27 protein-coding genes and 1 riboswitch are annotated in these 26135 nt (G+C 44.0%); of the genes, 7 read left to right on the top strand and 20 right to left on the bottom strand.

All coding sequences use genetic code 11. From position 1 onward, the window contains the following. The first annotated feature begins 175 nt into the window (after positions 1–175). Positions 176–904 carry a DsbA family oxidoreductase gene (locus ACEN8J_RS09125; protein ID WP_318627308.1) on the top strand — a complete coding sequence of 243 codons (729 nt, stop codon included), beginning with the start codon at positions 176–178 and terminating at the stop codon, positions 902–904. Between the two features lie 94 nt (positions 905–998). Here ACEN8J_RS09125 and ACEN8J_RS09120 read toward each other — a convergent pair whose 3' ends face one another. Next, complete coding sequence (locus tag ACEN8J_RS09120) at positions 999–1787, bottom strand: SDR family oxidoreductase (RefSeq protein ID WP_029517480.1); 789 nt, start codon at positions 1785–1787, stop codon at positions 999–1001. A gap of 203 nt (positions 1788–1990) precedes the next feature. Then, positions 1991–2992 carry a copper amine oxidase N-terminal domain-containing protein gene (locus tag ACEN8J_RS09115; RefSeq protein WP_069011756.1) on the bottom strand — a complete coding sequence of 334 codons (1002 nt, stop codon included), beginning with the start codon at positions 2990–2992 and terminating at the stop codon, positions 1991–1993. A 251-nt stretch (positions 2993–3243) separates the two neighbouring features. Between ACEN8J_RS09115 and ACEN8J_RS09110 the strand changes: the two genes are divergently transcribed. Beyond that, positions 3244–4161 (top strand): AEC family transporter, encoded by a 918-nt coding sequence (locus tag ACEN8J_RS09110; RefSeq protein ID WP_069011754.1) that lies wholly within the window; start codon positions 3244–3246, stop codon positions 4159–4161. A gap of 341 nt (positions 4162–4502) precedes the next feature. Here ACEN8J_RS09110 and ACEN8J_RS09105 read toward each other — a convergent pair whose 3' ends face one another. The 3 genes from ACEN8J_RS09105 to ACEN8J_RS09095 all read right to left on the bottom strand — a co-directional run bounded on the left by ACEN8J_RS09105 (position 4503) and on the right by ACEN8J_RS09095 (position 9874). Continuing rightward, complete coding sequence (locus ACEN8J_RS09105; protein ID WP_495594420.1) at positions 4503–7574, bottom strand: cellulose binding domain-containing protein; 3072 nt, start codon at positions 7572–7574, stop codon at positions 4503–4505. 448 nt (positions 7575–8022) lie between these two features. Further along, on the bottom strand, positions 8023–9195 hold the full coding sequence (locus ACEN8J_RS09100) for a M20 metallopeptidase family protein (RefSeq protein ID WP_069011749.1): 1173 nt from the start codon (positions 9193–9195) through the stop codon (positions 8023–8025). Positions 9196–9364: 169 nt separating this feature from the next. Further along, complete coding sequence (locus ACEN8J_RS09095; RefSeq protein ID WP_029517475.1) at positions 9365–9874, bottom strand: GNAT family N-acetyltransferase; 510 nt, start codon at positions 9872–9874, stop codon at positions 9365–9367. A 116-nt stretch (positions 9875–9990) separates the two neighbouring features. Between ACEN8J_RS09095 and xerS the strand changes: the two genes are divergently transcribed. Continuing rightward, entirely contained in the window at positions 9991–11091 is a 1101-nt protein-coding gene (gene xerS, locus ACEN8J_RS09090) for a tyrosine recombinase XerS (RefSeq protein WP_340932319.1), read from the top strand. A 4-nt stretch (positions 11092–11095) separates the two neighbouring features. On the opposite strand, the gene mobB is transcribed toward xerS, so the two are convergent. From mobB to ACEN8J_RS09075, 3 genes are all read right to left on the bottom strand, one after another. Beyond that, positions 11096–11644, bottom strand: a complete 549-nt coding sequence (gene mobB / locus ACEN8J_RS09085) for a molybdopterin-guanine dinucleotide biosynthesis protein B (protein WP_039273233.1) — start codon at positions 11642–11644, stop codon at positions 11096–11098. Beyond that, positions 11641–12918, bottom strand: a complete 1278-nt coding sequence (locus ACEN8J_RS09080) for a molybdopterin molybdotransferase MoeA (RefSeq protein WP_029517472.1) — start codon at positions 12916–12918, stop codon at positions 11641–11643. Before ACEN8J_RS09080 ends, mobB begins: the two co-directional genes overlap by 4 nt. 195 nt (positions 12919–13113) lie before the next feature. Then, the gene (locus tag ACEN8J_RS09075) at positions 13114–13353 is read right to left on the bottom strand and encodes a helix-turn-helix domain-containing protein (protein WP_029517471.1); all 240 of its coding nucleotides are present in this window, start codon (positions 13351–13353) and stop codon (positions 13114–13116) included. A gap of 88 nt (positions 13354–13441) precedes the next feature. Between ACEN8J_RS09075 and ACEN8J_RS09070 the strand changes: the two genes are divergently transcribed. After that, positions 13442–13657: a helix-turn-helix transcriptional regulator gene (locus ACEN8J_RS09070; RefSeq protein ID WP_016820733.1), complete on the top strand. Its 216-nt coding sequence runs from the start codon at positions 13442–13444 to the stop codon at positions 13655–13657. A gap of 269 nt (positions 13658–13926) precedes the next feature. On the opposite strand, the gene ACEN8J_RS09065 is transcribed toward ACEN8J_RS09070, so the two are convergent. From ACEN8J_RS09065 to ACEN8J_RS09050, 4 genes are read right to left on the bottom strand one after another with little or no spacing between them, the layout of a single operon-like run. Continuing rightward, entirely contained in the window at positions 13927–14661 is a 735-nt protein-coding gene (locus ACEN8J_RS09065; protein ID WP_069011746.1) for a hypothetical protein, read from the bottom strand. A gap of 5 nt (positions 14662–14666) precedes the next feature. Next, entirely contained in the window at positions 14667–14798 is a 132-nt protein-coding gene (locus ACEN8J_RS09060; protein WP_256026089.1) for a hypothetical protein, read from the bottom strand. After that, positions 14771–15319, bottom strand: coding sequence for an accessory gene regulator ArgB-like protein (locus tag ACEN8J_RS09055; protein WP_069011745.1), 549 nt, complete (start codon positions 15317–15319; stop codon positions 14771–14773). Before ACEN8J_RS09055 ends, ACEN8J_RS09060 begins: the two co-directional genes overlap by 28 nt. Further along, positions 15270–15983, bottom strand: coding sequence for a hypothetical protein (locus tag ACEN8J_RS09050; protein ID WP_029517468.1), 714 nt, complete (start codon positions 15981–15983; stop codon positions 15270–15272). The genes ACEN8J_RS09055 and ACEN8J_RS09050 overlap by 50 nt, the downstream gene beginning before the upstream one ends. Positions 15984–16249: 266 nt before the next feature. Between ACEN8J_RS09050 and ACEN8J_RS09045 the strand changes: the two genes are divergently transcribed. Further along, complete coding sequence (locus ACEN8J_RS09045) at positions 16250–16477, top strand: helix-turn-helix transcriptional regulator (protein WP_449292304.1); 228 nt, start codon at positions 16250–16252, stop codon at positions 16475–16477. A gap of 139 nt (positions 16478–16616) precedes the next feature. Here ACEN8J_RS09045 and ACEN8J_RS09040 read toward each other — a convergent pair whose 3' ends face one another. From ACEN8J_RS09040 to ACEN8J_RS09020, 5 genes are all read right to left on the bottom strand, one after another. Beyond that, positions 16617–17372: a DUF4247 domain-containing protein gene (locus tag ACEN8J_RS09040; protein ID WP_029517466.1), complete on the bottom strand. Its 756-nt coding sequence runs from the start codon at positions 17370–17372 to the stop codon at positions 16617–16619. A 13-nt stretch (positions 17373–17385) separates the two neighbouring features. After that, on the bottom strand, positions 17386–17892 hold the full coding sequence (locus ACEN8J_RS09035; protein WP_029517465.1) for a DUF4178 domain-containing protein: 507 nt from the start codon (positions 17890–17892) through the stop codon (positions 17386–17388). Between the two features lie 24 nt (positions 17893–17916). Then, a complete protein-coding gene (locus tag ACEN8J_RS09030; RefSeq protein ID WP_013310484.1) occupies positions 17917–18324 on the bottom strand; it encodes a DUF350 domain-containing protein in 408 nt (135 codons plus the stop codon). A 131-nt stretch (positions 18325–18455) separates the two neighbouring features. Next, the gene (locus ACEN8J_RS09025; protein ID WP_010348252.1) at positions 18456–19124 is read right to left on the bottom strand and encodes a PspA/IM30 family protein; all 669 of its coding nucleotides are present in this window, start codon (positions 19122–19124) and stop codon (positions 18456–18458) included. Between the two features lie 88 nt (positions 19125–19212). Continuing rightward, on the bottom strand, positions 19213–20235 hold the full coding sequence (locus tag ACEN8J_RS09020) for an NADH:flavin oxidoreductase/NADH oxidase (protein ID WP_029517464.1): 1023 nt from the start codon (positions 20233–20235) through the stop codon (positions 19213–19215). Positions 20236–20540: 305 nt separating this feature from the next. Between ACEN8J_RS09020 and ACEN8J_RS09015 the strand changes: the two genes are divergently transcribed. Continuing rightward, positions 20541–21347 carry a polysaccharide deacetylase family protein gene (locus tag ACEN8J_RS09015; RefSeq protein ID WP_029517463.1) on the top strand — a complete coding sequence of 269 codons (807 nt, stop codon included), beginning with the start codon at positions 20541–20543 and terminating at the stop codon, positions 21345–21347. A 193-nt stretch (positions 21348–21540) separates the two neighbouring features. Here ACEN8J_RS09015 and ACEN8J_RS09010 read toward each other — a convergent pair whose 3' ends face one another. The 3 genes from ACEN8J_RS09010 to ACEN8J_RS09000 form a co-directional block, all read right to left on the bottom strand. After that, positions 21541–22209 carry a 3D domain-containing protein gene (locus ACEN8J_RS09010; RefSeq protein ID WP_029517462.1) on the bottom strand — a complete coding sequence of 223 codons (669 nt, stop codon included), beginning with the start codon at positions 22207–22209 and terminating at the stop codon, positions 21541–21543. A gap of 6 nt (positions 22210–22215) precedes the next feature. Beyond that, positions 22216–22384, bottom strand: a riboswitch (cyclic di-AMP (ydaO/yuaA leader). Between the two features lie 230 nt (positions 22385–22614). Next, on the bottom strand, positions 22615–23337 hold the full coding sequence (locus tag ACEN8J_RS09005) for an amino acid ABC transporter ATP-binding protein (protein WP_029517461.1): 723 nt from the start codon (positions 23335–23337) through the stop codon (positions 22615–22617). Continuing rightward, the gene (locus tag ACEN8J_RS09000) at positions 23324–24787 is read right to left on the bottom strand and encodes an ABC transporter substrate-binding protein/permease (RefSeq protein WP_029517460.1); all 1464 of its coding nucleotides are present in this window, start codon (positions 24785–24787) and stop codon (positions 23324–23326) included. Before ACEN8J_RS09000 ends, ACEN8J_RS09005 begins: the two co-directional genes overlap by 14 nt. A 148-nt stretch (positions 24788–24935) precedes the next feature. Here ACEN8J_RS09000 and ACEN8J_RS08995 point away from each other — a divergent pair, with 148 nt between their 5' ends. Next, entirely contained in the window at positions 24936–26114 is a 1179-nt protein-coding gene (locus ACEN8J_RS08995) for a M20 family metallopeptidase (protein WP_495594419.1), read from the top strand. Positions 26115–26135: the final 21 nt, after the last annotated feature.

Here is a 26135-nt window from a genome sequence, read left to right as displayed (position 1 = left end):
TATAAAATATCACAGCATTAATTTTTTGACAAGCATTAATTATTTGCACGTTGAATCCTTTAGCTTTATAATTCTTATTGTAACTAATGAAGTTTCACCTTTATACACATTCTAAAGTGAGGAGCAATGCTCCCGGTTACACAATAAAATACGTATACATGGAGGCTTATCCCTGATGAATATTGAAGTTTGGTCTGATTATATGTGTCCGTTCTGTTATATTGGTAAACGCCGTTTGGAGCAAGTGTTACAGAAATTTCCACATCACGATGAGGTGCAATTGACATTTAAGAGTTTCGAATTGAACCCGGGTGCTGTGAGAGATAGTGGTAAAACGATCAATGAAGAACTAGCCGCTAAATATGGGGTCAGTCTGCAAGAGGCTCAGGCTATGAATGATCGAATGAACGAAAATGCACGCTCTGCGGGTCTTGAGTATAATATTCATGCCATGGTGCCGACGAACTCTCTTGATGCTCACCGCTTAACACTTTGGGCTCAAACACAAGGCAAAATGCTGGAGCTGAGCGAGCGCTTATTCCATGCTGTTTTCATCGAAGGCAAGCATACAGGGGATCATGAAGTGCTGGCAGCGCTGGCTACTGAAGTTGGTCTAGATCAAAAGGAAGCGGCTGCTATATTAGCCAGTGACCGTTTTACCGACGAAGTTAGAGCTGATGAAGCCGAAGGCGCTGAGTTGGGTGTTCAGGGTGTACCATTCTTTGTATTTGATCGAAAATTTGCCGTTTCTGGTGCCCAGCCGGAGGAAGTATTTCATGACGCACTTCAAAAAGCATGGGATGGACGCTCACCTTTCACTATGATAAGTGGCAGCTCGTCCAAACAGGATGCAGGTGGTGTATGTACGGATGAGGGTTGTGAACTTCCAGGCCGCGAGAGCTGAACAGTCCTTGAATGAACATTTCCAACTCCCTAAATAAATTTTAAAAAAGCGTGCCAGCCCCCTATTAAACCTGAGGCTGGCACGCTTCTTTATTTTATAACGATTTAATCATTCCGCCATCCACAAGGATGGTGCTCCCTGTCAAATAGGATGAAGCTGAAGACGCCAGAAAAGCAACAACTTTACCGAACTCTTCAGGCTCTCCATACCGCCCCAATGGAATGCCCTCTTCTGCTTGTTTTCGAACCTGATCCGTCGTTTGCTGGGTTTTCTCAGCTCGATGCTCGTCCAAGCTACGCACGCGATCGGTTGCAATTCTCCCCGGTGCTACAGTATGTACCAGAATATTATGAGGAGCCAATTCCAGAGACAATGTTTTCGCCAATCCAGCGACTCCAGTACGTAGCGTATTTGAAATGATTAGTCCCGGAATTGGCTGCTTAACTGAGGAAGAAGCAATATTTAATATCCTACCGCTTTGTTGTTTTTTCATATAGGGTAACACCTCACGGATCAACCGGATATGACTAAGTAAATTTTGTTCAAAGGCCTGCATCCACACTTCATCAGTAAAATCATCAAAGGTACCAGCAGGAGGCCCACCCGCATTGTTAACCAAAATATCAACGGTGCCAAACAAATCAGCTGTACGGCGGATGGCCTGGGAGATATCTTCTGGTTTTGTTACATCGCAAACTACATATTCAACGCGGCCACTCGCTGTTTCCAGTAATTCCGCCTGCGTCCGCTGAAGCTCTGCTTCGTTCCGTCCTGAAATGATGACATTCGCACCCTCGCGTGCCAGCTCCCGTGCGCTTGCCTTGCCGAGTCCTTTACTGGAACCTGCAACAAAGGCTGCTTTTCCCGTTAATCCTAAATCCATCTATAACACTCCCTTTTGTCAGTGTTCTCTATTTAATTGTACACATGACCAGCACATAATGCGAATAGCTTGGTAGTATCATGAAGGCTATCTATCCTCTCACCATTAAAAAGAATACGGAATCATTCATTGCAAGGTAAAACAAAAAGGCCTGACATTTAGTCAGGGGCCCTTTTTGTTTACAAAATATTTGTTACAGCACGTTATGATGTTGATGCAGGTGTTGTTGGCTGCTCGTATACAACAACGGACTGGCTCTCAGGCTCCCATTTAACATTTGTCCCCAAGACCTCTCCGATTACCCTTACAGGTACCATTGTCGTCCCATCCACTATGGATGCTGGCTGCTCGATAGAATACGGCTGACCGTTAATATATGCTTTCGGACTGTTAACAAATAATTTGACGGACACGCCGTTACGGGTGACAGTAACAGCCTTTTCTTTCGGATCCCAGGAAACCTTTGCATCCAAAGCTTCGGAAGCTGTTCTAAACGGAACAAGTGTGGTCCCATTGCGGTTAATCGGTTTGGCGTCGTATTCTTCACCATTCACGAACAGCTTCATACCCGACGGCCGTCCGGCCTTCTTCGAGAATTCACCCAGCTTTTTGTAGCTGTCCAGATCGGACACATTAGCCAGTACCGCCTCCTCCTGCATGTAAACGGCATCTGTCACATTTCCGTTTTCAGCCAGTAGCTCAGCTGCCTCAGTCAGTGCTTTACCAGAATTCCGGATCAATTCAAGTTCAGCAACCTGCTCCGAAGTCAAACGGTCCGGGTATTTCGTAAGCAGCAGATTCGCAATAACCGCTCCTGCCGGCTTATCCTTCGTATTTTCTACCGCGTGAAGCAGACCCTTGTAACCGTTGCGTCCCTTGTGACCATTATGGTCTTTGGACCCCCCGTATGTATCATCCGTTACTGTAACAGGTTCAGTTTTTCTGATTTCTGCGTGTTTGTCTTTTTTACTGTTTTCATCCTTTTTACCGGATGCTTTGTCCTTTTGTTTTTTGGACTGATCATTGTCTGAGTCATGGGGATTGATTAGCTCTTCCCCGCTCTTTTCATTCCCGTCTTTAACAGACGTCTTTGCTTCCTGTTTGTTCCCCTGATCATTTCCGCGTCCCTGCTTGGCTTCAGCGGTTCCCGCTGCCAATCCCAAGACCAGTATACACGCTAGTAAAGCTGTCCAAGTGTTTTTCATGATGCGATTCCTCCTTATAGTAAACACCGGGCTCAATCGTCCCTAGATGTATTAACGGTTTCTCTAAGCTGATTTTTTATCTTTTTTTATTTAATGTGTGAGACACCACTATAGCTGCAGTCCAGATTACCAAAACCACTATAAAATTTTATTATACGTCTAACCTATTTACACAGTATAATGAGAAAATGCCCATGCATTTATAAGAAACAGCCTTTACATTCGCATAATAGAAAGAAGATGAAACAGACATGTTCGGCACCATTCTTTTGGACGTTGTTTTACCTATTTTTGTACTTATCGGTTTTGGTTGTATCATGCAATATTATTTTCGACTGGATTTGTATACCTTAGCTAAAATCAATTTTTATTATATCACCCCCGCAGTTGTGTTTACGGGTCTATATCACTCGGAAATTTCTTTAATGCTCATGGGTGAGGTTTCACTTTTTTATGCCTTGTACATAGCTATTCTGTACGTAATCAGTACTACCGTCGCCAGATCGCTGAAATACAGCCCTGGAATGCGTGGAGCTTTTACAAACAGTGTAATGCTAGATAATTCAGGAAATTATGGTCTACCAATCAATCAGTTAGTGTTCAAAGGTGATCCGCTAGCCATTTCCGTTCAGGCTCTGATTATGACCTTTCAAAGCTTTGTTACATTTACATACGGTACTTTTGTTGTACAGAACGGTAAGGCTAACACTCGAAAAATTTTAATTAATTTTTTGAAAATGCCTGTACCTTATGCACTTGCACTAGGTTTGCTCCTAAATCTGTTGCATAGTCCGTTGCCTAATTTACTGGCTGAACCTTTGAAATATATTAGTCAGTCGATGGTTGCCGTGGCTCTACTTACTTTGGGAGCACAAATTGTGCAATATCCCTTTCGTTTGCGCCGGACAGCCGTATACATCAGTATGGTACTACGCCTGATTGCAGGTCCACTGGTCGGTTTTCTGCTCGTCTTGCTACTGGGTCTTAAAGGGATTCCCGCTCAAGCCTTGCTCATTGCATCGGGTATGCCTACCGGAGTTAATACAAGTATTTTGGCGGAAGAATATAAAAATGAACCCGATTTTGCCGCACAAACAGTATTACTATCAACGATTATGAATGTCATTACGATGACACTGTTAATTTCAGTATCCCGGCATCTTGTTTGAGGTGTATGATAATATAAAAAATGGATTAGAGACGCTTTTTGTCTAAGGACAGGAGCGTTTCTTTTTCGAGATAAAAGAACATACGTTCCTGTTGTTGCTTCTTTTTTCTACTTAAGGTGGTGTGTTTGTTATATTGAGATCGTATGCGAGAAAGAGTTTTTTTCTATTGTTAATTTTTCATATAATGAAATAATTATATTATCTAATTTGAATCTCTATTAGTTGCTGTTTTCAACTTGTCGTTGCTTTTTCCTAAAAAAAGAATGCGGGACAACAAGGTCATCAAAATAAAGCCAGCTCACTCATTAGAGTGGCTGACTTAGGATTATCCTTATTAAGGTTTAGGGCTCAATTCCCCATTGCTTGCTTCCAGACAGATAAGCGGTTATTTTAGCAGAATCTTGTAAACTGTTTGCTGTAGGATTAAATGAATAATCATCGGTCTGTGTGTAACTACTCCAGTCCTCTTTGGATATCCGGGTTTGCAAATCCACACTTTGACCAGGCTCTAAAGAACCCGCAGCCGATTTAAACCCAATTTCTGCATAAGAGTCTGCCCCTGGCTTCGCATTGGATAATGTTTTGAAGCTAGCAATCACATTCCCTGTACCGACGCTCGACCAATCCGTGAAGAAATTTTGTGTTTTCTCCCCGTTAATGGTGTAATAATAACGCAATGTCACATCTGCTAGGGAAATGGATGAGGTTCCCGTATTGGTTATTTTAAATTTGGAACTGATTGTATTGCTTGTGGTGGATACATTCCCATTGAAGGTTTGCACCTTCAGAACGCCCTCGCCTGTTCCTGGCTCACTTGGCGTATCCCCTTTCACCGTAATCGTAAACAACGCATCATTGCCTGTACTAAAATGGAAGTTTAGTGCTGTCTCTCCTTTAGGAAGTTTAGATAAATACTTGTTGGTAAGAACGACTGTATCCTCACTAAGCGTATAATCTTCACCTTTGTTCAACACCACACTCCCCTGCTTGATCGCTTCCAGCGTATTGCCGTTAAGTGTTAGCTTGACAGTAATATCTGTATTGTTGTTATTCACTCCATAGGTTGCAGTCGTTGGTGTAATACTTGCTTGCCCGGTAGATGGCTGATCACCACCCACACGATCTGCCACCAGAATGCCGCGGCCATTCGTTCCCAGATAAGCACGTCCATAAACCCGCGGGTCCCCAATAATTTTGGTCACTCGAGCATATTGATGTTTGTCATCATTAATGCGCGCCCAGTTTGCACCAGCATCGTCCGATCGGTAAAATCCACGTGTACCATCTATTTTACCAACGATAAATACCGCTGCATACGTGCGGTTCGGCGCTGCCTTACCAAAGCCTACAAAATCCGCTTCCTGCACATTAGAGAGCTTGGTGAACGTAGCGCCGGAATCGTTGGAATGCCATAAACCATATGGCCCCCCATCCTCGGAGCCTCCGGCGAACCACACATCTCCTTCTGCTCCTCGTACAGCATCAATATCAGCATTGCCTGCTGTCGGTAAGCCAGTTACCGCTGAAGGCGTAAAGGATACGCCACCATTGGTGCTCACATATATTTTCCCGGAGGCAAATGCGTAATATTTATTAGGGTTCACTCGGTCAGAGACGATCTTTGCATTCGCTGGAATCCCTGTGCTTGCTGTCCATGAGTTGCCACCAGTTTTGGAGTAGAACACACCTTTGTCTGAGGTACTCCACAGCAAGCCATTACCATCTGCTGCTACAGCGATGCTGCCCCCTCCTGCTGTACCAGAAGGCTCGCTATTTGCCTTATACCAGTTGGCTCCACCATCATTGGAAATACCGATGGATTTGGCATTTGGATCTTTTTTATAATCCGCTTTACCTACCCGAGCCATAAAAGAAGGATTCAGCTCGGCATAATCAATACTTTCGCTGCTTGTAAAAGTCGGATTATCCAGCATTTTAGCTGGAGCCTTGAATAAATCGTCATGTCTGAATCCAGAGACATCACCTACTGCGCTCACCAAAGGCGCGCCGGTTGGAGGGCTCACCAGATCCAAAATCGCCGTTTCCTCTACCCCTTTAGCGGCTACTGAAATATCCAGCTTTCCGCCTTTATCCCAATTGGTTAGATTTTTAGAGCCATAAATCGTAGCTCCGGTGCCGTACAACATATGGTCTGAATTAAATGGATCTATCTCCAGATCACCGATCATCCACCCCAGCTTGGGCGATACTTCCGGTGGAGCCGGGTTGGCATTGAAAGTCAGCCAAGGTGCACCGCTTATATCCAGATTATATTTCAGCTTGCGAGACGGATAACCATCAAATTCCCAAATAGGACTCCAGGTTGCCCCACTGTCCGTGCTGCGGTAAATCGTTTCATCCGGCCACCAGGCATTCAACGTAGCAACCATAAGTGTACCTGGCTTCTGGGCATCCACCGTCAGTCCACCATATCCAAAATGATTGTCCGCGCTACTGCTACCTATGGGGCTAATGTTAGTCCACTGCCCGCTGGCTGTATTCAATTTCCACAGTTCACCCTTTGTTCCGTCATATGGACCGGCTCCATCGCTATAAGAAATATATAGATTGCCGTCCATTGATAACACACCGTGATGTGGCAAATAGCCCGTAGGCTGTCCCGCTATAGCAGACCAGGTTGTCCCGCCATCTGTACTGCGATAGACACTTTGCTTTTTATCTGCTACACCTACATAGATCGTCTGCGTTGCTTTACTCGAAGAGCCTGTTTTTTTGTCAAAGGTGATCCAGGCTAAACCGACAATGTCGCTGGTATATTCATTGGAAGGGTCCTGTACATACGTCCCTGGATTTGGGAAACTGCTCACCTTGCTCCAAGTTGCTCCAAAATCAGAGCTTTTCCATAGTCCATTACCACTTCGAGCTCCAAAGAACAAAATATTATTCCTATTTGGATCAATCGTCAGACGTTCCCCCATCGAGCGCCCCGGCATATTGCCCCCCACCTTAAAAGGAAGCTTGGTCGTCTGCCACGTATTGCCCCTGTCGGTGGAACGCATAATTTGCCCGTTTTGTTTATCCCATGAATTAGTATACGTACCTGTAGCTATATATACACGGTTTGGATCAACAGGATCAGTTGCTAGTGCATCGACACCATTTTGGTTCCAATCCTCCCAGCCCACAGAATCCGTCAGCGGAATCCAGCTCTCATTGGCAGCATTCCACCGGTAAGCCCCTCCAATATCTGTACGTGCATAGATCAGGTCTTTTTCCGTTTCATTAAAAATAATGCCAGGTACAAAACCACCACCTCCACCCGTAACGACACTTTTCCAACTGTAATCGTCACTTGAAGCAGCATGAGTCGGCGCTATCATTCCTGTCCAGGAAGCACCCGCTACCACAAGCGCCAAACAAGCAATCTTCAACCTGTTTTTTGCCTTAGTCAATGAATTCAACCTCCTTCTTCATAATCATTTGAATATACGAATTCGTTCCTATCGTTATCGTTGCTTCTCACAATTCTGACAAATGTTCTCTTAGACTCACCCCCATTCATCCCAATAAATATAGTGCAACACCCAATTTGTTAGCGCTTACACTGTTGTCATGCTCAATAGATTCGTCATCTTTTTTTCATTTCCTTGTACGAAAAATCAAGATCATGCGATATTATCTCCTGCTCCGCAGCTTATAGTATGAGGTTTAGACTTCCTTCAGAGTTAACACCTTTTATTTATTTCTATTATGAATTTTTCACATAGTGAATTAATTACTTTATTTTCATTCTTTATGGGTGTCAAAATACTTGGATTTACAACAAAAAAACCGCGCTATGCGCGGTTCCAGCTTCCGTTACTTCCGTTAATACTGGCTTTAGTCATAAACAAATGCATATTATTGCAAGTATTCAAGCGCCAGAGCTAAAAAAATATGCCCTGAGACGAGCAATGCCCGCTCATCAAAATCAAAGTGAGGATGGTGATGAGCAAAATGCGTTCGTTCATCCTCATTACGGGCACCTACATGAATGAAGGCTCCCGGTCGTTGCTCCAAATAATAGGCAAAATCCTCTGCTCCCATGACCGGCTTCAAATCCAAAAAAGCGTCTGCTCCATACAGTCTGCCGATGAGCTCGCGTACACGCTCCGTTTCGGCTTCGGCATTCACCAAAGAAGGATAGCCATTCAAATAGTCCATTTCGTATCCGGCATGATAAGCCTCAGTCAACCCCTTGACGATACTGCGAATTTCATTCTCGACTTCCTTACGCACTTCCTTATTAAACGTACGTACAGTCCCTTCAATTTTGGCCTTATCTGCAATCACATTAAAGGCAGTTCCAGCTTGAAATACCCCAATTGTTAACACTGCTGATTCAATAGGGTCCACCCTGCGACTAACCACCTGCTGCAACCCGTTCACAATTTGACTGCCGATAACAATAGAGTCTACCGTCTGGTGCGGTCGTGCGCCATGCCCGCCTTTACCGTTGATCTGGATCGTAAACGCGTCGACAGCCGCCATCGCAGGCCCACTCTTTAATCCAATTTTACCAAAAGGAATTTCAGACGCGAGGTGAATACCGTATACCGCCTCTACCCCTTCCAGACAGCCATCCTCAATCATAAACTTGGCTCCGCCAGGCGGTTTTTCTTCTGCATGTTGAAAAATAAACACAAGCTTTCCCTTCAGCGCCTCACGGTTATGGCTCAACACGCGTGCCACTCCAAGTAATGCAGCCGTGTGACCATCATGCCCGCAGGCATGCATAACACCCGGAACGGTCGATTTATAAGGCACTTCCTTTTCATCCTGAATAGGAAGTGCATCAAAATCAGCACGAAATGCAATCGTTCTACCTGGCTGACCGCCTTCTAAAAACCCGAGCACACCGTTTCCACCCACATTCGTTCTTACCTCAATACCAAAAGAGCGCAATTGATCGGCGATAAAAGCAGATGTATTCGTTTCTTCAAAAGAAAGCTCGGGATGCTGATGTAGATGTCTTCTCCACGCAATCAGCTCTTGTTCACCATCTTTTAATTCCTGAACCCATTTTTCTAGCATAATACCCTCTTTTCCTATTGAATTTATATGCTTCTATCCTTATCTTACCATGAACAGCCTGTAGAATGTAGCTCTCTTATCATAGAAGACTTGAATTTACAACAAAAAAGAGCCGATAGGATACTCTCCCCAACTCTTTTTCATTACTAACTTATCTATTTAGAATTTTTCAGGTATTGAAAAACTGACTAATGTTTCCTCTTACGGGATGTGTCTGTTCCCTGTACTCACCTTTCGTATAGCTTCCAATCACCTTACGCCAAAAGGATTGTGCCGGCCTATTCGTACTCATCTGGGTCACCTTCCAGCGTCCGTTAAAACGTCCAAACAGCTCATGAGCCGCCCAAGTCCCAACCCCATTATGCCGATAAGGACGAAGTACAAAGAACTCAGCCATGTAGTAGTCAGCTTCTCGATTGCTGGACATTCGGTCAACGAGTGCAAAGCCCACAGGAACATCCTGTCTCCAAATCAGAAAAGGCAACTTCTGTTCGCCGCTCGTCCAATATTGATACAAGTCTGGATAAGCCGGGAATGTCCCCTTCTCAGTGACATCAATTCGCAGATAGGCTGTAAAATCGTATAAATAAAATTGCATGAGCTGTACAATAATGTCCTTTTGCGACTCCGGTACACTCTTAATAGACAGCTTCAGTTCCGATTTGATATTATACCCCATACTTTCACCTCTCTTGGCGGTTCAATCCGTTCTTTAACTTCGAATTACATCCCATCCAGTGCTGTTCAAAATATGCTAAAATACATATATATTATGACCGGACGAGGTGGAACCCAATGAATATACAAAAGATCATCGACCGGCGCAAACTAGATGAAAAAATGCCGGGATTACCATGGTACGTGCAGCAATTTATGGATTATAAGCTGCCCGACCTGTCCCCTTCCACACTACTAGAATATGTGCGGGATTACGAAGCTTTCTTTTCATGGCTTCGCTCGGAAGGCTTGTCTGCCGGAGAAACGAATGCCCAAGTTACACTTGAAGAGTTGGAGACACTTCACATGGACAGTATTACAGGCTTTCGATTATTTCTGTCTACTAAGCTCGAAGGCTCCAACTCCCGTATAACCATTTCACGTAAGCTGTCGTCTCTGCGTTCGCTTTTTCATTATTTAAGTCAGATCGCTGAGGATGAAAATTTTTATCCATTGCTCAAACGCAACATTATGGCCAAGGTCGAAATCAAGCGTATACATAAACCCAAGGATACGGCGGCCAAGCTTAAAGGTAAAATACTGGAAGAGGAAGAACTGCTTGAATTCATCGGTTATATTTATGAAGGCTATGGTCAGGATTTGGCCGATAATAAGCAGGCGCTGTACTCCTATGAACTAAATAAGGAACGGGATGCCTGCATCGCCAGCCTCATTTTGAACTCAGGCCTGCGCGTATCTGAAATCGTCAATCTGAATCTGGATGATTTAGACATAAACAATAAATTATTATATGTGTATCGCAAAGGCAATAACGACGAAACCTTTAAAACGCCGGTGTATTTCCGCGAGCAATCCAAAGATGATCTCGTACTTTATTTGTCCCTGAGACATACCCGTTACCGCGCTCCAAAAAAAGAAAAGGCTCTCTTTGTCACACGTCCTAACGGGAGTACAGAAGGCAAACGGATGACCAAAAGAGCGATTCAGGCAATGATCATCAAGTACGCCAAGCGTTTCGGTAAGCCTTACCTTACCGTGCATAAGCTTCGTCATTCCTTTGCTACTGATTATTATTTACAAAATGATATTTACAAAACAAAGGAACAACTGGGCCACGCTTCGACAGAAACAACAGAAGTGTATGCCCACCTGACTGACAAAACCATGTCCCAGGCGATCGAACGGCGGGTAGAGACTCTAACCGACTCAGCCGATTGATGTCTCACCCCTGCTTATTCCTCATTCCTTCTATCTGCTTTTGAATCTGTTCGAGTAGCCAGCGGCCTGCGGGTCCGTTGGCCTCAGCAGGAAATATTTGTATCATTTCATCTGAGTAGTGACGTTGAGCCCAATCCATTTGATGCTCCCAAACCGCTACCCCCTGTACATTTGTCAGCTTAACGGTAAGCTGAGCATCCGATTGTTCCTTAACCATGACCAGCTTCGGATAATCCTCCTGCTTGAAGCCTTCCAGCAACACACAATCATAGGCCTGAAAATGCCGTATCAGACTGGTGACAGGCTGACTATTCTCCTCTAAAATAGCTGTTCTTCCAGCCGAAACAATAGCTACGCCTTCAGCACCCGCCTGTCGGTGCTTATACGTATCAGTACCCTCATGATCCATTTCAAATTCATGTCCATCATGCTTGATCACTGCTACGCGTAGACCTGACTTCTGCACATAACGAATTAACCCTCCGAGAAAGGTCGTTTTCCCCGTATTTTTGAATCCGACGATTTGACATACAAATGGATGTTTCGTATTCACGTTACCTGTCCACCTTGTAATACCAGTACTCGCACCTCTTCACCTTTGCGTAATCCTTCTGTTGTAGGAGGAATCACGATCAGACAGTCGCTGTCCTTAATGGTCACCATGACACTAGATTCATCTGCTCGCGCAGGAATCGCGTATACTTGCCCACCACGTATCTCCAAAGAGCTGCGTACAAAGCGTGTATAGTTGTTTACCTTCGTATAATCTGCGCCTAACTTCGCCGTCCAGGTTTGTAAATATGGATGTGCCGAAGATAACATCATTTGGATCGTCGGCCGTACAAACAGCTCACAGCCTACAAAGCACGCACCGGGGTTGCCTGAAAGCGCAAATAACAGCTTGCCGTCAATCACTGCGGCTGTGGTCACACTTCCTGGACGCATCGTAACTTTGTTGAACAGCATATTCACATCTTCCTGTCGTACCAGGTCACCCATAATATCAAAATCCCCCACCGATACTCCTCCACTCGTGACCACGATATCATAGGCAGCTATGGCTTCACGTACAGAGGTACGGGCAAGACTCAAATCATCATGAATGGCTTGTAAAATGAACGGCTCTCCTCCTGCCTCTCTGATTTGAGAAGCCAGCATATATGTATTACTGTTTCGAATTTTTCCCGGTTGTAACGGCTCATCCACTGCGAGCAATTCTGACCCTGTGGAAAAGACAGCCACCCTTGGCTTCCTGTAAACAGGCACCCGATGTACACCAAAAGTAGCCAGTACTGAGACATGCCCCGCTCCCACGCAAGTTCCCTTACTGAGCAAAAGCTGACCTTCCTTAATCTCATGACCAATTTGTGTCACATTTTTGCCAACTTCCATACGCTTCTTTAAGCCAACATATGTCTGTCCATTTTCCTCACGCAGCTGTGTCGCCTCCAGCATAACCACCGTGTCCGCTCCTTCAGGTAGTTGTGCTCCTGTCATGATGCGGGCTGCCATTCCCGTCTCCACCCGCTTGTCCGATACAGTGCCACAAGGAATTTCATCAATCACGTGTAGCCAGATTTCCTGACCGGTCGAACAGACTTCAGTGTCCGAGGCAAGGATCGCATAGCCGTCCATACCAGAACGACGAAAGCGGGGATACGGATGTGGCGCAGTCAAATCCATCGCCAGATAGCGACCATGTGCTTGCTCAAGCCCTACGTCCTCCCTTTCACCCTGTTTAACATGACTAGCTATCCTGCTTTGTGCCTCTTCCACCTGAACTGCTTTACGCTGGAATTTTTCTGCGTTTAATGATGTATGATTCATATTCTCACTCCGTTCTTCTTAAATGCCCTCTTTCTGTTATAACGCTAAAACCGTTATCTGGCAAATCCAAACGGTATTTATTGAATTGCTCCAAGTCTTTATCCGCCAAAAAACAGCCTGGATATCATATCGCGGCTGTTTTTGGTAGATTTCAGTTTTTAATTTTGCGTATCATCCGGTCATTTCTCTATTTTATTAGTTTATATTAATTTTTCCGAAATAGATTGAATCTATTGAAACCTCATATAACGAGGACATTTGCTGTGCTCGAGCTATTGTTAAATCGGATGAATCTTCCTCTATATGTTTTAATTCATTCATTGACATACCAAGTATATTGCAAGCTATTAACTCACTATATCCTGAAGCGAGTCGTGCCATCTTTATTGTATAAAAGCTAGTGCAAGTTACATTTTCATTTTTATCTGCAACCATCCAATCAACTCCACAATATAATTGATAAAAAAGTAATTTACCTGTATACTCTGAACGAAACACTTTTCCCCTGTTAGGAGCAAGTAAGGTGCAAAAACTTACTCGGGGGAAATGCCTTTTGAAAGAGGAACTCAAATCTCATGGACGCACTCAATCATGGCTCGCCCGACGAACTGGATATTCGCGGCAACAAATATCCAACTGGATCGCGGGACGTGACAAAATGTCATTCGAGGCGGCAGTCCTCATTTCTAGGATATTGGAGTGTAAAGCTGAGGACTTATATGAGTGGGAACTTGCCTGACAAACAGGCATTTCCTTCGGGGCATTTGTACATGCCGGCATTTACAATATATATCCCGCTTTCACCCTCCTTTTCTTATATGTAGATTGTTTTCACCTTTATTTAAAAGATTGTTATTTTTTTCATAATCAATTTTATCACATGGAAAATGATTAAAAACGGGAAATATGTCGAATTAAATCGAACCCGTCCGGCTTATCCTAGTCTAACTGATTATTGACTTATTCATTTAAATCTGGTAACAAAAATGACCCCTGAATTTTCATGGGTCATTTCCACAGTTTTTTAAGCGCTTTAAGTTTATTATGAGACATCGAGCAAGTGAAGTCAGATCCTTCGAATCGTACCAGCCCTCCAAATGCGTTAGACTCAATTTCACAAACCAAGTCGAGATTTATCAGGGTATCTTTATAAGCTGGATATAGATACGGAAAAGCTTCCCTGCAAGCCTGTGCGGTTAGCCCGATTGTATAAGAACGATCTCCAGAGTTGAAACGCGGGACATAATAATTTTTTTTAGGTTCCCACATATCCACACTGTGCATATTCATTACCTTAAAAAAACCGCTCACTGCTGCCTTACCCACTACCTTAATTTCCGATCCGAAAATATAACGAATTTCTCTATCGGCATTCATTGCATCTGCATATATTTGTCTCCATCGAGATAAATTTGCTGAATTTATACTTTCTTTAATGTCTTGATTTTTAAAAACAACCTGCCCCCCTCCATAATCTCCCGTAATGATCTTGTCCACTTGTGTGATGTTAACCAAATTAGATCCGTCCAAATTGCAAAAAGTGGGTAAGCCTACGGAACATTCATGGAGGGTGGTGGGAACTGTAAATCTTCCATGAGAAGTATGAAAAAGCGGAATGTGATAATTGCTTTTAGGCTTCCACAATTCAATCGCAACTAGGTGATTCTCACAAAAAAAAGAGCAATCTCCAAGTGAATTGTCATCAAGCAATGGAGTGGCTAGGATTCGCTTTCCCTCTTCCATTAAATTCAGTTCTTTTCTGTTTTCTTCAGCTCAGCTGGTACAGGTTTAGCGCCAAAAATTGTTTTTTCTTTTTTCGTAGACTCGTTAGCGTATTTACCAAGGCTTATACTTAAAGCTCTCGCCAATTTCTTATCCATTTTCGCTCACCTCCTTTCCATAAAGGAAGAATACTGAATGCTTGTATAATTAAAGCTAAACATATTATGTGAGATTGTATAAAAAAATTTAATATGCAAACTAAAATACATATCGTTTTATAATATTTGTGATGTTTGGTCTTATTAATATAGATAAAATGATTGGGAGCATATAGTACAATCACTAATAATGAACAAGCGTTAATTATCAAAATCGTTGCTAAACTTAAAGAGACAAAAGGTATAGTTACACATATGGCCGTTGTAAAGAAGACACAAAGTGTAAGGTTGCTGAAGTGTACCCCTCCTGAAAATCTCCTTACAAACATGATCGTAGCCAGAGCTAGTAATGCCCCCCAAAAATGTCCTGTTATCCATCCTATAACTGCGACCATGAGCACTGCTGAAATTTCGGTAATTTTTATACCAATCGCATACTCCATCACTTCAACACTTGTGGGTCCATCAGGATCAGCTTTCTTTATTTCTGATGCGATGTGCCTCGATAGCGTTTCTAGCATCCTCGTAATCTCCTTTCTCTGATAAGAAGTACGATATTCCAAAAGTTAGTAATGAGATGGAAAGTAATCCTATCGTATTGGAGTTATAGAGCATATACAAAGTAACAAAAATAGTGACAAATGATATTAGGGACCCTATAATGAACATTTTATTTAGAGATGCTAGGTAATTTTCACCTTTCAAAAAATCATGTGGGGGTTGAATGATAAATGAGAATCCAAAGTTATATTTACCCATCACAAAAGAAATAAAGTACGCAGTAAGGATGGAAGACAACTGTATAACGTATATAGAAGAGCCAGCTGTATCACTTATAACACCTGGCTGTGCTACTCCGAAAAAGTTTGCAAATATATATACAAATAGCTGTAGGTTAATGTAAGCTGTAAGACCGGAACCAGCAGAAAAAGCCGCAAGATATGTTTTGATCCCTAAACCAAATCTTAAAAAGAGAACCATTAACAAATACTGAAGCGGAAAATCTAATTTAGGCATGCCTATTACTTCTCTCATGAGAAAGGAAAACAAAGTTATGCCAATTGCATAGAGAAGTATTTTTCTTCGATTTTCCCACACGGGGAGCATATAAATCTTCAAGACCAAAGTAACTGCCGCTAAAGCATCGAAAAAACCAAGTAAAATATATAAAAAAGCAGATAACACAGTTACACCATCCTCCTATTTCGCCTGATGTAATTGTATATTTTACTAATAGATGTGGCAATGAAATAATCTAGTAAATTGGATTTTTTTGTATAAATATGAGGTGGAATTTTCTTCCCCTGGCTTTCTTCTTCAAACTCGACACCCATTTATACTAACAAAAAAAGTCACCCCAAGTGAGCGACGTTGCTTTTGCTAATGTATTATGTTGGTTTTTTTTCGATATCAAGGTTATAATCTACTTAATTTGGGGTGGAGGGATTATAGTGGCTTTAAGTGAGAATTTTAAAAAATTACGTATAAAATATCATTTGACTCAACAAGAACTTGCTGAGATCGCTGGGGTTACCAATAAAGCAATTTCAGCTTGGGAGAGCGGACTTTCTGAACCACGGATGGGTGCTATAGAAAAGATAGCTCGTCATTTCCATATCAAAAAAAGCAACATTATTGAAGACGATGGTATTGAACACATAAGCTCTGATCAAGTGTAGGTCAAAATAGACAGCAATAAAATCGAAGCAAAGGAGCACCGTTCAATTCACTTTAGGTTATATCAAACTACAAAAAAGGAACTGTGCAACAGCTCCACAGTTCCGCAAACAACTTTAGAAGAAAATAAAATTTTACCCATTATCGTCGACTTCGTCGGCTGATTTTACCTGAACCGCTACGTGTTTTGGGCTTACTATAAGATTTACGCGGCGAATCAAATATGCTGGAACCGCCGCTGTCGCTCCGGTCACGTGAAATCGAGCCTCTGCTCGGTGAACTGCTGGACCCTCTGTCGAACAAACTTCCGCTTGATCCAACGCTAGAATCCGAGTTCTTCCCTCTACGGGTAACCGAACCTTTCCGCTCCACCGTAATCGGCGGAATCGCCTTTTTCTCCTGCACTGTAGGAGCACGATATTGGCCCTGAGAAGGTCGGTATACATCTCTGCTGGAGTAGCCCCGATAGGAGCCTGAACCACGTAAGGAATCAAACAGAGCATCCAGCACAGTTGCGGTTAAGTATCCTTTTAAAAAGCTTGAACTGTAATTTTGTTCTACATACTTTTTACTGTCAATTTCAATGAGTGTATCTTCCTTCTTAGCTGGATCTTGCTGCAAATGGTACCACTCATCGCTATATACCAGAAACATCCGCTCATTGCTCTGCGGTGACATTTGTTCCGGTGTACGCTGTTCTTTCAATTCCTCCGCTACTTCCGGGACTGTCTTGCCAGCTGCCCGGTATACATACGAGGTTGAATTTCCGCTGCCACTAACCGATTCCAGCGGATACGTATCCTTTACACTTGGCGCGCCGCAACCGCTTAACACGGATACGAACAAGCTCAGCGCCACAAAGACCTTTAATGCATACTGCCAGGTGCGTTTGCTCATGTGTAACCCTCTCCTAGCTTGCCCGAATAACCTTGACGTCTCCGGTAATCACTTCTTCTCCTTCATAAAGCATAAAGCGACCGTCCTGCCACTCTACCCGCAACAAATGGTAATTATCAGACTGGTACTGCCAAACGTGCTGCTCTCCACCCTGTCGGAAAGGAGCACGGCCCATGACGGTAACTTGCCCAGAATATTGCTCCTCCAAATGATACGTTGTATCATCCAGCTCTAAAATGGTCGGCACTTCCTCAGGGTTGTCAAGTCTGCCGTCGATGGCCTGATATAGTCCGAATTGCAGTGTTTCCCGTTCCTCTATATGAAGATAACTGATTTGATTACCATCCTGAAGTGTCAAAACAACGGCATTCCGGGCACGATTATGTACACGACCTACCACTTCATAGGTGACAAGCGAAACTTCACAGATATCACCTGGATTTAAGTGAAGCATGCTTTTCTCTGCTTTTGGCGGCTCCGGCTTAGCAAATAGATTTGAAATTCGTTTCCAAACACCCATGGTTATATTCCTGCCTTTCTTAGCCTAGAAGCATGCTGTAATGATCAAGGCGCCAACCAGATGCAGCGCTCCTGAAAACAGGCCGAAACCAATTTTACCTTCCTGTGTACCTTTATCCAGATCAAACTGGGCCCAGTACCGCAACAGCAGACGTACAATAACTTCCAAAACAAGCAGGATGACAAAAGCGATCACAGAATACACAAGCGCTTCGAGCAAATTATTAGCTGTAGCGATAGAGCCTGACAAAATATAGCCTTGTGCAACCAGCTTCATAATCATTCGTACCGTTACGGCCATATTTCCAGCTTTCACTTCGGCAAAATCCTTATACTTCGTGAATAAAGAGTCGACATACATTAATGCGAAGATCAAAATAGCTCCCGCACCAGTCCATACAAGCATTGCTTTCATCGTTTCTAAAAAATGCATTTCATACCATCCTCCACATCTTCTTGACCTTCATATAATGTTTTACGCCTGCGGGCAGGGAAAAGCGAAGGAGAAAACGTTTCTCCTTCGCTTCCTGAGCAATCAAACTTGGCGGCACTGCTTAAATGTTCTTATTTATTTTCGTATTGCTTCAACAAAGCGGCAAGCTCATCGTCCACGGCGCTTTTCTTATCCAGCTCTTTGAACTCCTCATCCAACGATTTTTCCTTAGAAGACATTTCGTTGCTCGCTTCGGCACGTGCTTCTGCTTGCAGCATTTTTTCCTCCATACGCTTCAATCCGGCAGTTGCCGTATCAGAGCTAAAACCGTTCATAGCTTTGTTAATTTCAGTTTGCGCTTTAGCTGCGTTATAACGGGCAACCAGTGTCTCGCGCTTGTTTTTCATTTCTGTCAGCTGTCTGCGCATTTCATCCAGCTTGCCACGCAGGTTATCGGCCGCAGCTTTGTTCTGTTCGTAACCAGCTTTGAACTCGTTCATTTTTTGTTCAGCAGATTTCTTTTCTTCCAGCGCGCGACGGGCCAGATCTACATTTTGTGCTTTTGCAGCGGTATGTGCCTGTTCTTCGCGTTTCTTTACCAAAGCAGCCTGTTCTTCGTATTGCTGTTTGAATCTCTTTTCAATAGCAATTTGAGCGGCTACCGCTTTCTCTGCATCTTCCAGGTCCTCTTGCATATCACGAATGTATTGGTCCGTCATTTTAACTGGATCTTCTGCCTTGTCAATAATGGCGTTAATGTTGGACATCGTAAGATCTCTTAATCGTTTGAAAATAGACATGTGAAGTTCCTCCTAGAGTTGAATGCTTAAATTTTAAGCTCTGTACACATGTTTACGCAAGCTTTGCAAAGAGGGTTTCAAAAATTATCTAAAAGCCGCGCAAGTAAGGCTCTGGGATGTCGGCCTGTACTTTTAGCTCCCGCGATGCATGCAACGCCCAATAGGGATCACGCAGCATGGCGCGGCCTATTGCTACCAGATCAGCTTCTTTTTGCTGAACAACCCGACGGGCGTCCTCATAATCATCCAGTAATCCAACAGCAATTACAGGTACATTCAGCTTTTCACGGACGGTATGAGCTAAATCCACCTGATAGCCAGCACGCGCAGACGGCCCTCCGCCAGAACCAATTGGACCCTCGCCACCAGAAGAGATATGGAAAATGTCCACACCTGCATCACGATATCGTTCCCCTACACCTGTTATGTATTCCACATTATATCCATCCTCGACGTATTCTTTGGCAGATATCCGCATAAGCACAGGCATATCAGCAGGAAGAACCTCTTTAACAGCATGTATGACCTCAACACCGAACAGTGACAGATCCTGGCCATATTCATCTTCTCTCGTATTTGTTAAAGGCGAATGAAATTGATGGATCAGATAGCCGTGAGCGCCATGTATCTCAACCGTATCAAAACCGGCTTCCACCGCGCGGCGCGCGCCTTCTTTGTATGCCTGAACCAGTTCCCTGACTTCTGCTGTCTTTAAGGCGTGCGGCTTTTTAAGGCGTTCGCTAAAAGGAATCGAAGAAGGACCCACAGGTTGCTCAGCATCTTCGGCCTTGCGTCCAGCGTGGCCTAGTTGAATGCCAATTTTGGCACCATACTTGTGAACTTCCTCTACAATCTTACGATATGCAGGAATATGTTCGTCACTCCAAATACCTAAATCACGATCCGTAATACGTCCATCAGGATGAACCGCTGTCATTTCCACAATAATAAGACCAGCACCTCCTACTGCTCGGCTCACATAATGGACATGATGCCAATCCGTCGGATTTCCATCCTCGGCCTCCACACTGAATTGGCACATCGGGGGCATAACAATCCGATTTTTTAAAGAAAGCCCCTTTAATTGATAAGGAGTAAACAAGTCGGTCACTTTTATCCTTCCTTCCTTCAATTCCATGTCTGTATAATTATGAATTGCAACCCCATTATACACCAGCTGTCACGGGATACCGAATCCGTTGTAAGGCTAAAACTTGCGAAAATGCTCTTGTTTTCGGTCATGTTTAAGAGAATATGTACGTTTAGCTCCATCATCTTCATTGATAATCATTTCATCGCGAACTTCTTTCCAGACGTTTATGAGCCTAACTTGGTAACCAGCATATTTTTAATAGGACAGGTACATAATAGTCGAGAGCACCACTAGGTACCACTGCACGAAAAGGGGGGATACATATGCCGTACAGGGGAGTGTTGCCATGCTTGGCACTGTTACTAGCATTTTCAAGTTTACCCGTTCACGCGGATGCGCCTCCCAAGATCGGAACGCCCCATCCCAAGGAAGCAGCTGTTGCTTCTTCTGTACATCTGAGTACAGATCGAGCTACTCCTACATTAGCAATGTTGCGTAAAAAACATGCGGACATTTTTAAAATGTGCGGCCCACACACCCGCCAAATTGCCTTAACCTTTGATGATGTGCCCGATTCTAGGTATACGCCGCAGGTTTTGGACGTATTACACGCCAACGGCATCAAAGCCACCTTTTTCATCGTCGGTCACCGTGCGGAAAAGCATCCGGGGATTATACGTCGTATTATCCGTGAAGGCCATGCTATAGGAAATCATTCCTATACTCATCCGGATTTTAGGAAGGCTACACCAGAACGCTTTCGCAACCAGATTACAAAAACAGAACGTATTTTACAAGCCAGCGCAGGTTTTCGCCCCAAGTTGATTCGTCCACCCTACGGTGAAATTACAGAGCCTCAAATAAAGTGGGCACGTCGTCATGGCTACATGATTGTCAACTGGAATGTAGACTCTCTCGACTGGAAGGGACTAAGTAAAACACAAATTCAGCGAAATGTGATTCCAGCTACAGGGCCTGGCTCTATTATTTTAATGCACGCTGGTGGAGGTCAAAGTTCCAACTTGCAAGGCACTGTCCAAGCTTTGCCGGGTCTAATTCACTCTCTAAAAGCTAAGGGCTACAAATTTGTGACAGTCCCCCGGCTACTCCACACATCGGAACGAAAATAACAGTATGTTTATAATTGAGGTCCAAGCTAAAGCAACGTAAAAAGGCTGTCTTACCAGCAGAAGTATTCTGCTCGTCAAGACAGCCTTTTTACGGATAGGACCTGATAAGAGTCCGACCTAGATATATACGAATATAGGCGTTATGTTTACATAATATATATTATGTTTAATTAAACTGTATATACGTACAATGCTATTTATCAATAACGTACAGCTTCACATTTTGAAATCCAAAGTCGTTCACAAATGATTTGTTGCCTGGAATAAAGATATCAATCCGCTTTCCTGTAATGGCGCTGCCCTGATCGCGAGCGACAGCTACAAAAGAATGATCCGGCAAACCTGGATGGGAGTAGCCTGTAACCAGTACTTTCGTGCCCATCGGAATGACGTTAGGATCTACCGCAATTGTACCTAGTTTAAGCGGATTGCCGTAGTAGTCCACTGCGCCCCATTTACCATTCTCATCGGCTGCGGCAGAATACGCTGAAGCCTTAACGTCAACTATTTTGCTATAGTTGAATGTTTTACCCCAAGCTTCAATCGTTGGCGCCTCATTCGCTGCTGCTTTCTCCGTAAGAAGCTGCGGCTTCGATTCCGAAGCTGCCTTTACACTTTTTTCGCCAGGCACCTTAATTTGCAGACCTGCATATATATTGCTGGAGGCAATGTTTGGGTTAGCCTTTGTTAGCTCGTCTACCGATACTCCATAACGTTGAGCAAGCAAAAAGAAGGTATCGCCCTCTTTGGCAGTGTGAAGCGAGGCAGCATCCGCTATTCCAGCTGTCTGTGCCAACCCTGCAATAGCTGCGGCAAGCACCGCAATTTTCATCGTTTTACCAATATGTTTTAAATGTTTCAAAGATATGTACCTCCTCTTTTATGCCTGCGAAGTTAGCTGTCGGATTCGGACTCAGGAGAAGCCCTATGCTTGTGCAATTCACCCCTAGGCATATTCCTCATCGTCTTATGACGTATCGGAATGGCTGCCGTTGTTACGTCCCCCGCACTTCCCATAGTTTGGGCCAGCATTTCAGCGCTTGTCTAACCGCATGCTGTCCCGGTAAGTTTTGGCTTACTGCATAATATCACAATTTTGTAACCTTATCCGCATGAAAATGTTGGGAACCCTGAACATCATACTACACTCGTTACAATTTTGTCATTAAGAAATCGATATTTGTTACGAAAGTATGGGGAAATGGTGACAAAATAAGAAAAGCCCTCCGTCAACGGAGAGCTCTTTTATGATTAGACCAGCACTTTCTTACAATACTTTGGCAAGAAAATCACGAGTGCGATCATGGCTTGGAGTGCCAAATACCTGGTCTGGTGCACCCTGCTCCACAATTTGACCGTTATCCATAAAGATAATTCGATCGCCTACCTCGCGGGCAAAGCCCATTTCATGCGTTACAATTACCATTGTCATACCGCCTTCGGCGAGCTTCTTCATTACATCCAGAACCTCTCCAACCATTTCAGGGTCCAATGCAGAAGTCGGCTCATCGAACAGCATTACGTGCGGCTGCATGGCCAAAGCACGCGCAATCGCAATACGTTGCTTCTGACCACCGGATAGCTGGTTCGGATAGGTATTCTTCTTATCCTCGAGCCCCACGGTACGCAGGAGTTCTAATGCAATTTTTTCCGCTTCCTTACCTGACTGTTTTCTAACCTGCGTCGGTGCAAGCGTCAGGTTCTGCAACACTGTTTTGTGTGGGAACAGATTAAAATGCTGGAACACCATCCCCATTTTTTCCCGGGTTACATTAATATTATGACCACGAGCTGTAATCGGCTCGCCCTCAAATAAAATCTCCCCATCCGTCGGCTGTTCTAACAGATTCATACAACGCAAAAACGTACTCTTCCCCGAACCGCTGGGACCGATGATAACGACAACTTCTCCTTTGGCGATATCTATATCAATGCCTTTTAAAATCTCATTCTTGCCGAACGATTTACGCAATTGTTTAACGGTGATCACTGGCTCTCAACTTCCTTTCCCATAAACCAAGCAGCTTAGACAAGCTGAATGTCATTACAAAATAAATAGCGGCTGTGATTATGAACGGACTTAATCCTTCGTAGGTAATATTCTTAATGACCTGGGCTTGATACATAATATCCACCATACCAATAGTCGAAATAATGGAGGATTCTTTAATAATTGTAATAAACTCATTACCTATAGCAGGCAAAATAGATTTAAACGCTTGTGGCAAAATGACGTGACGCATAGCTTTGCCTCGTCCCATACCCAATGAGCGTGCGGCCTCCATCTGTCCACGGTCTACTGCCTGGATACCTGCACGGAAAATTTCAGCCAGATATGCCGAGCTATTCAGAGACAATGTGATTATACCGGACTGGAGTGGAGTAAAATTGACACCCAGCGTCAAAGCAATCCCGTAGTGAATGATCATGAGCTGCACCAGCATAGGTGTGCCACGCAGGATCTCCACATATGTGGTACCTAACCACTCAATGATGCGTATACCACTCATCCGCAACAAGGATACGATCAGACCAATGATAAATCCAAACAGTACTCCGAGTGCAGACAGCAACAGAGTGTAACCAATACCCGTAGCGTAAAGACTGCGGTATTTCCAAAAAATATCTACGATGTTATTAGAAGAAACCTGTCGATCTGCCGAGAGTGCACTCGCTTCTGTAGAAAACTTTTCAATCGACCCGTCCGCTTTCAGGCGAGCCAACGTTTTATTTACAGAGGCAAGCAATTCTGCGTTCCCCTTACGTATACCTACAGCAGTTTCTGCTCCGGCATCCTCAGGTATCGCTTTGGCAAGTGTTACGGTCCCATCTAACGTGTACCCTTTAGCAACCGTATCTTCGATCACAACAGCGTTGATACGCTGGGTCCGCAGCTGGAGTACCAGATCGGATATTTTGTCCAGTGAGGTTACAGAGGCATTGGGTACTTTTTGAGCAATTTCTTCCTGAATACTCCCCTTTTGCGCGCCAATCTTCTCGCCTTTCAAAGCAGCCATCGTAGGATATTTGTCTTTATCCTCTGGGCGTACCATAATGACTTGCTTGGAGCGATAATATACATCTGAAAAATCAATGCTTTTTCTACGCTCATCCGTCGGTGTCATACCGGACAGTACCAAGTCTACGCGACCACTTTGCAGAGCAGGTAGCAAAGAGTCAAAACTCATGTCCTCAGGGACCATCTCCGCACCCAAATCTTTGGCGATTTCCTTCGCGATTTCCACATCGAAGCCAACAATAGTATCCTTACCGTTAATAACTTTATGAAACTCATACGGCGGAAAGTCGGCACTCATGCCCACTACAAGTTTTTTCTGTGGCTTTGCTTCCGTTCCGTATGCATTGAGCATGGGAAGACCCGTCAACAGCAAGATAACCGCCGTCAAAACCAGGGCGGTAAAACGATATGCCTTTTTCAATCTTTTTTTCTCTCCTTAAATTCTTTATAATAAATAAGATTGTGTCATTATAAATGAATATGCATGATTATGCAATGAATGTTATAGTACAATTTCAGCATACCTAGCACAGTACCTACATTACAGCTTATATAAAGGAGTTTTCAGCATGAATTTTAAACAGACCATTCAAAAGACAATTGAGCAGCATGCCCCACGCTTTAAGGACATTTCGTTATATATTGGGGCAAATCCTGAACTTGGAAACGAGGAATTTCTGGCCGCTGCCCGTTTAAAAGAAGAACTCATTTTTCACGGTTTTGAGATCCAGGCACCCGTATTGGGCATAGAAACAGCCTTTATTGCAACTTACAAAGCTGAAAAATCCGGGCCGGTTGTCGCTTTTCTGGCAGAATATGACGCTCTGAAAGGTTTAGGACACGCCTGTGGGCACCATCTGATATGCATGATGAGTACCGGTGCTGCCGTTGGCCTCAAGTCGATCATCGACGAAACTGGTGGAGAAGTACGGGTATACGGCACACCTGCCGAAGAAACTCGTGGTGCTAAGGTCCCTATGGCCGCTGCCGGTTTGTTTGATGATTGCGACATAGCACTTATGACGCATCCTTATGATCGTTACGAAAAATCAGGCAAATCGCTGGCGATTGATGCTGTACAATTCGAATTTTTTGGTCAATCCGCTCACGCGGCTGCCAGCCCGCACGAAGGCATTAACGCGCTGGACGCTGTGATTCAAACGTTCAATGGCATCAATGCGTTCCGTCAACAAGTAAAAAGCACAGTGCGTATCCATGGGATCATTAATCAGGGTGGCCAAGCAGCCAATATTATTCCTGATTACGCCTCAGCGCAATTTTATGTAAGGGCCGCTACACGTCAAGAACTGAACCCGCTGACTCGCCGTGTTATTCAAATTGCTGAAGGAGCTGCTTTACAGGCCGGGTGTCGTTTGGAGACCTCCAATTATGAGACTTCTTATGATGAAATGGTCACGAACCGTGTACTTTCCGATGCGTTTACCGCAAATTTGGTACAGGCTGGCATTTCGCAAGAAGATATAACGGAAGGCGAAGATCATGGCTCTATGGATATCGGAAATGTATCGCTTCATTGCCCTGCTATCCATCCTTACATTCAAGTTATTGACGAGAAGCATGCCTTGCATACACCAGAATTCCGCGATTTGGCGATGCAGGACCGAGCCATGGAAGGAATGCTGCTGGCTGCGAGAACTTTGGCATGGACTGCTTGCGATGTAATCACGAATCCTGAACTGCTAGCCCAGATAAAAAAAGAATTCGCTCTGCTGAATAACGAACGCTAAATCTTAATTCCGTGTTATTTC

The sequence above is a fragment of the Paenibacillus sp. Paensp38 genome, from assembly GCF_059491915.1.
The sequence above is the reverse complement of the archived record's forward strand: the minus strand, read 5'-3'. Positions and strand labels throughout refer to the sequence as shown.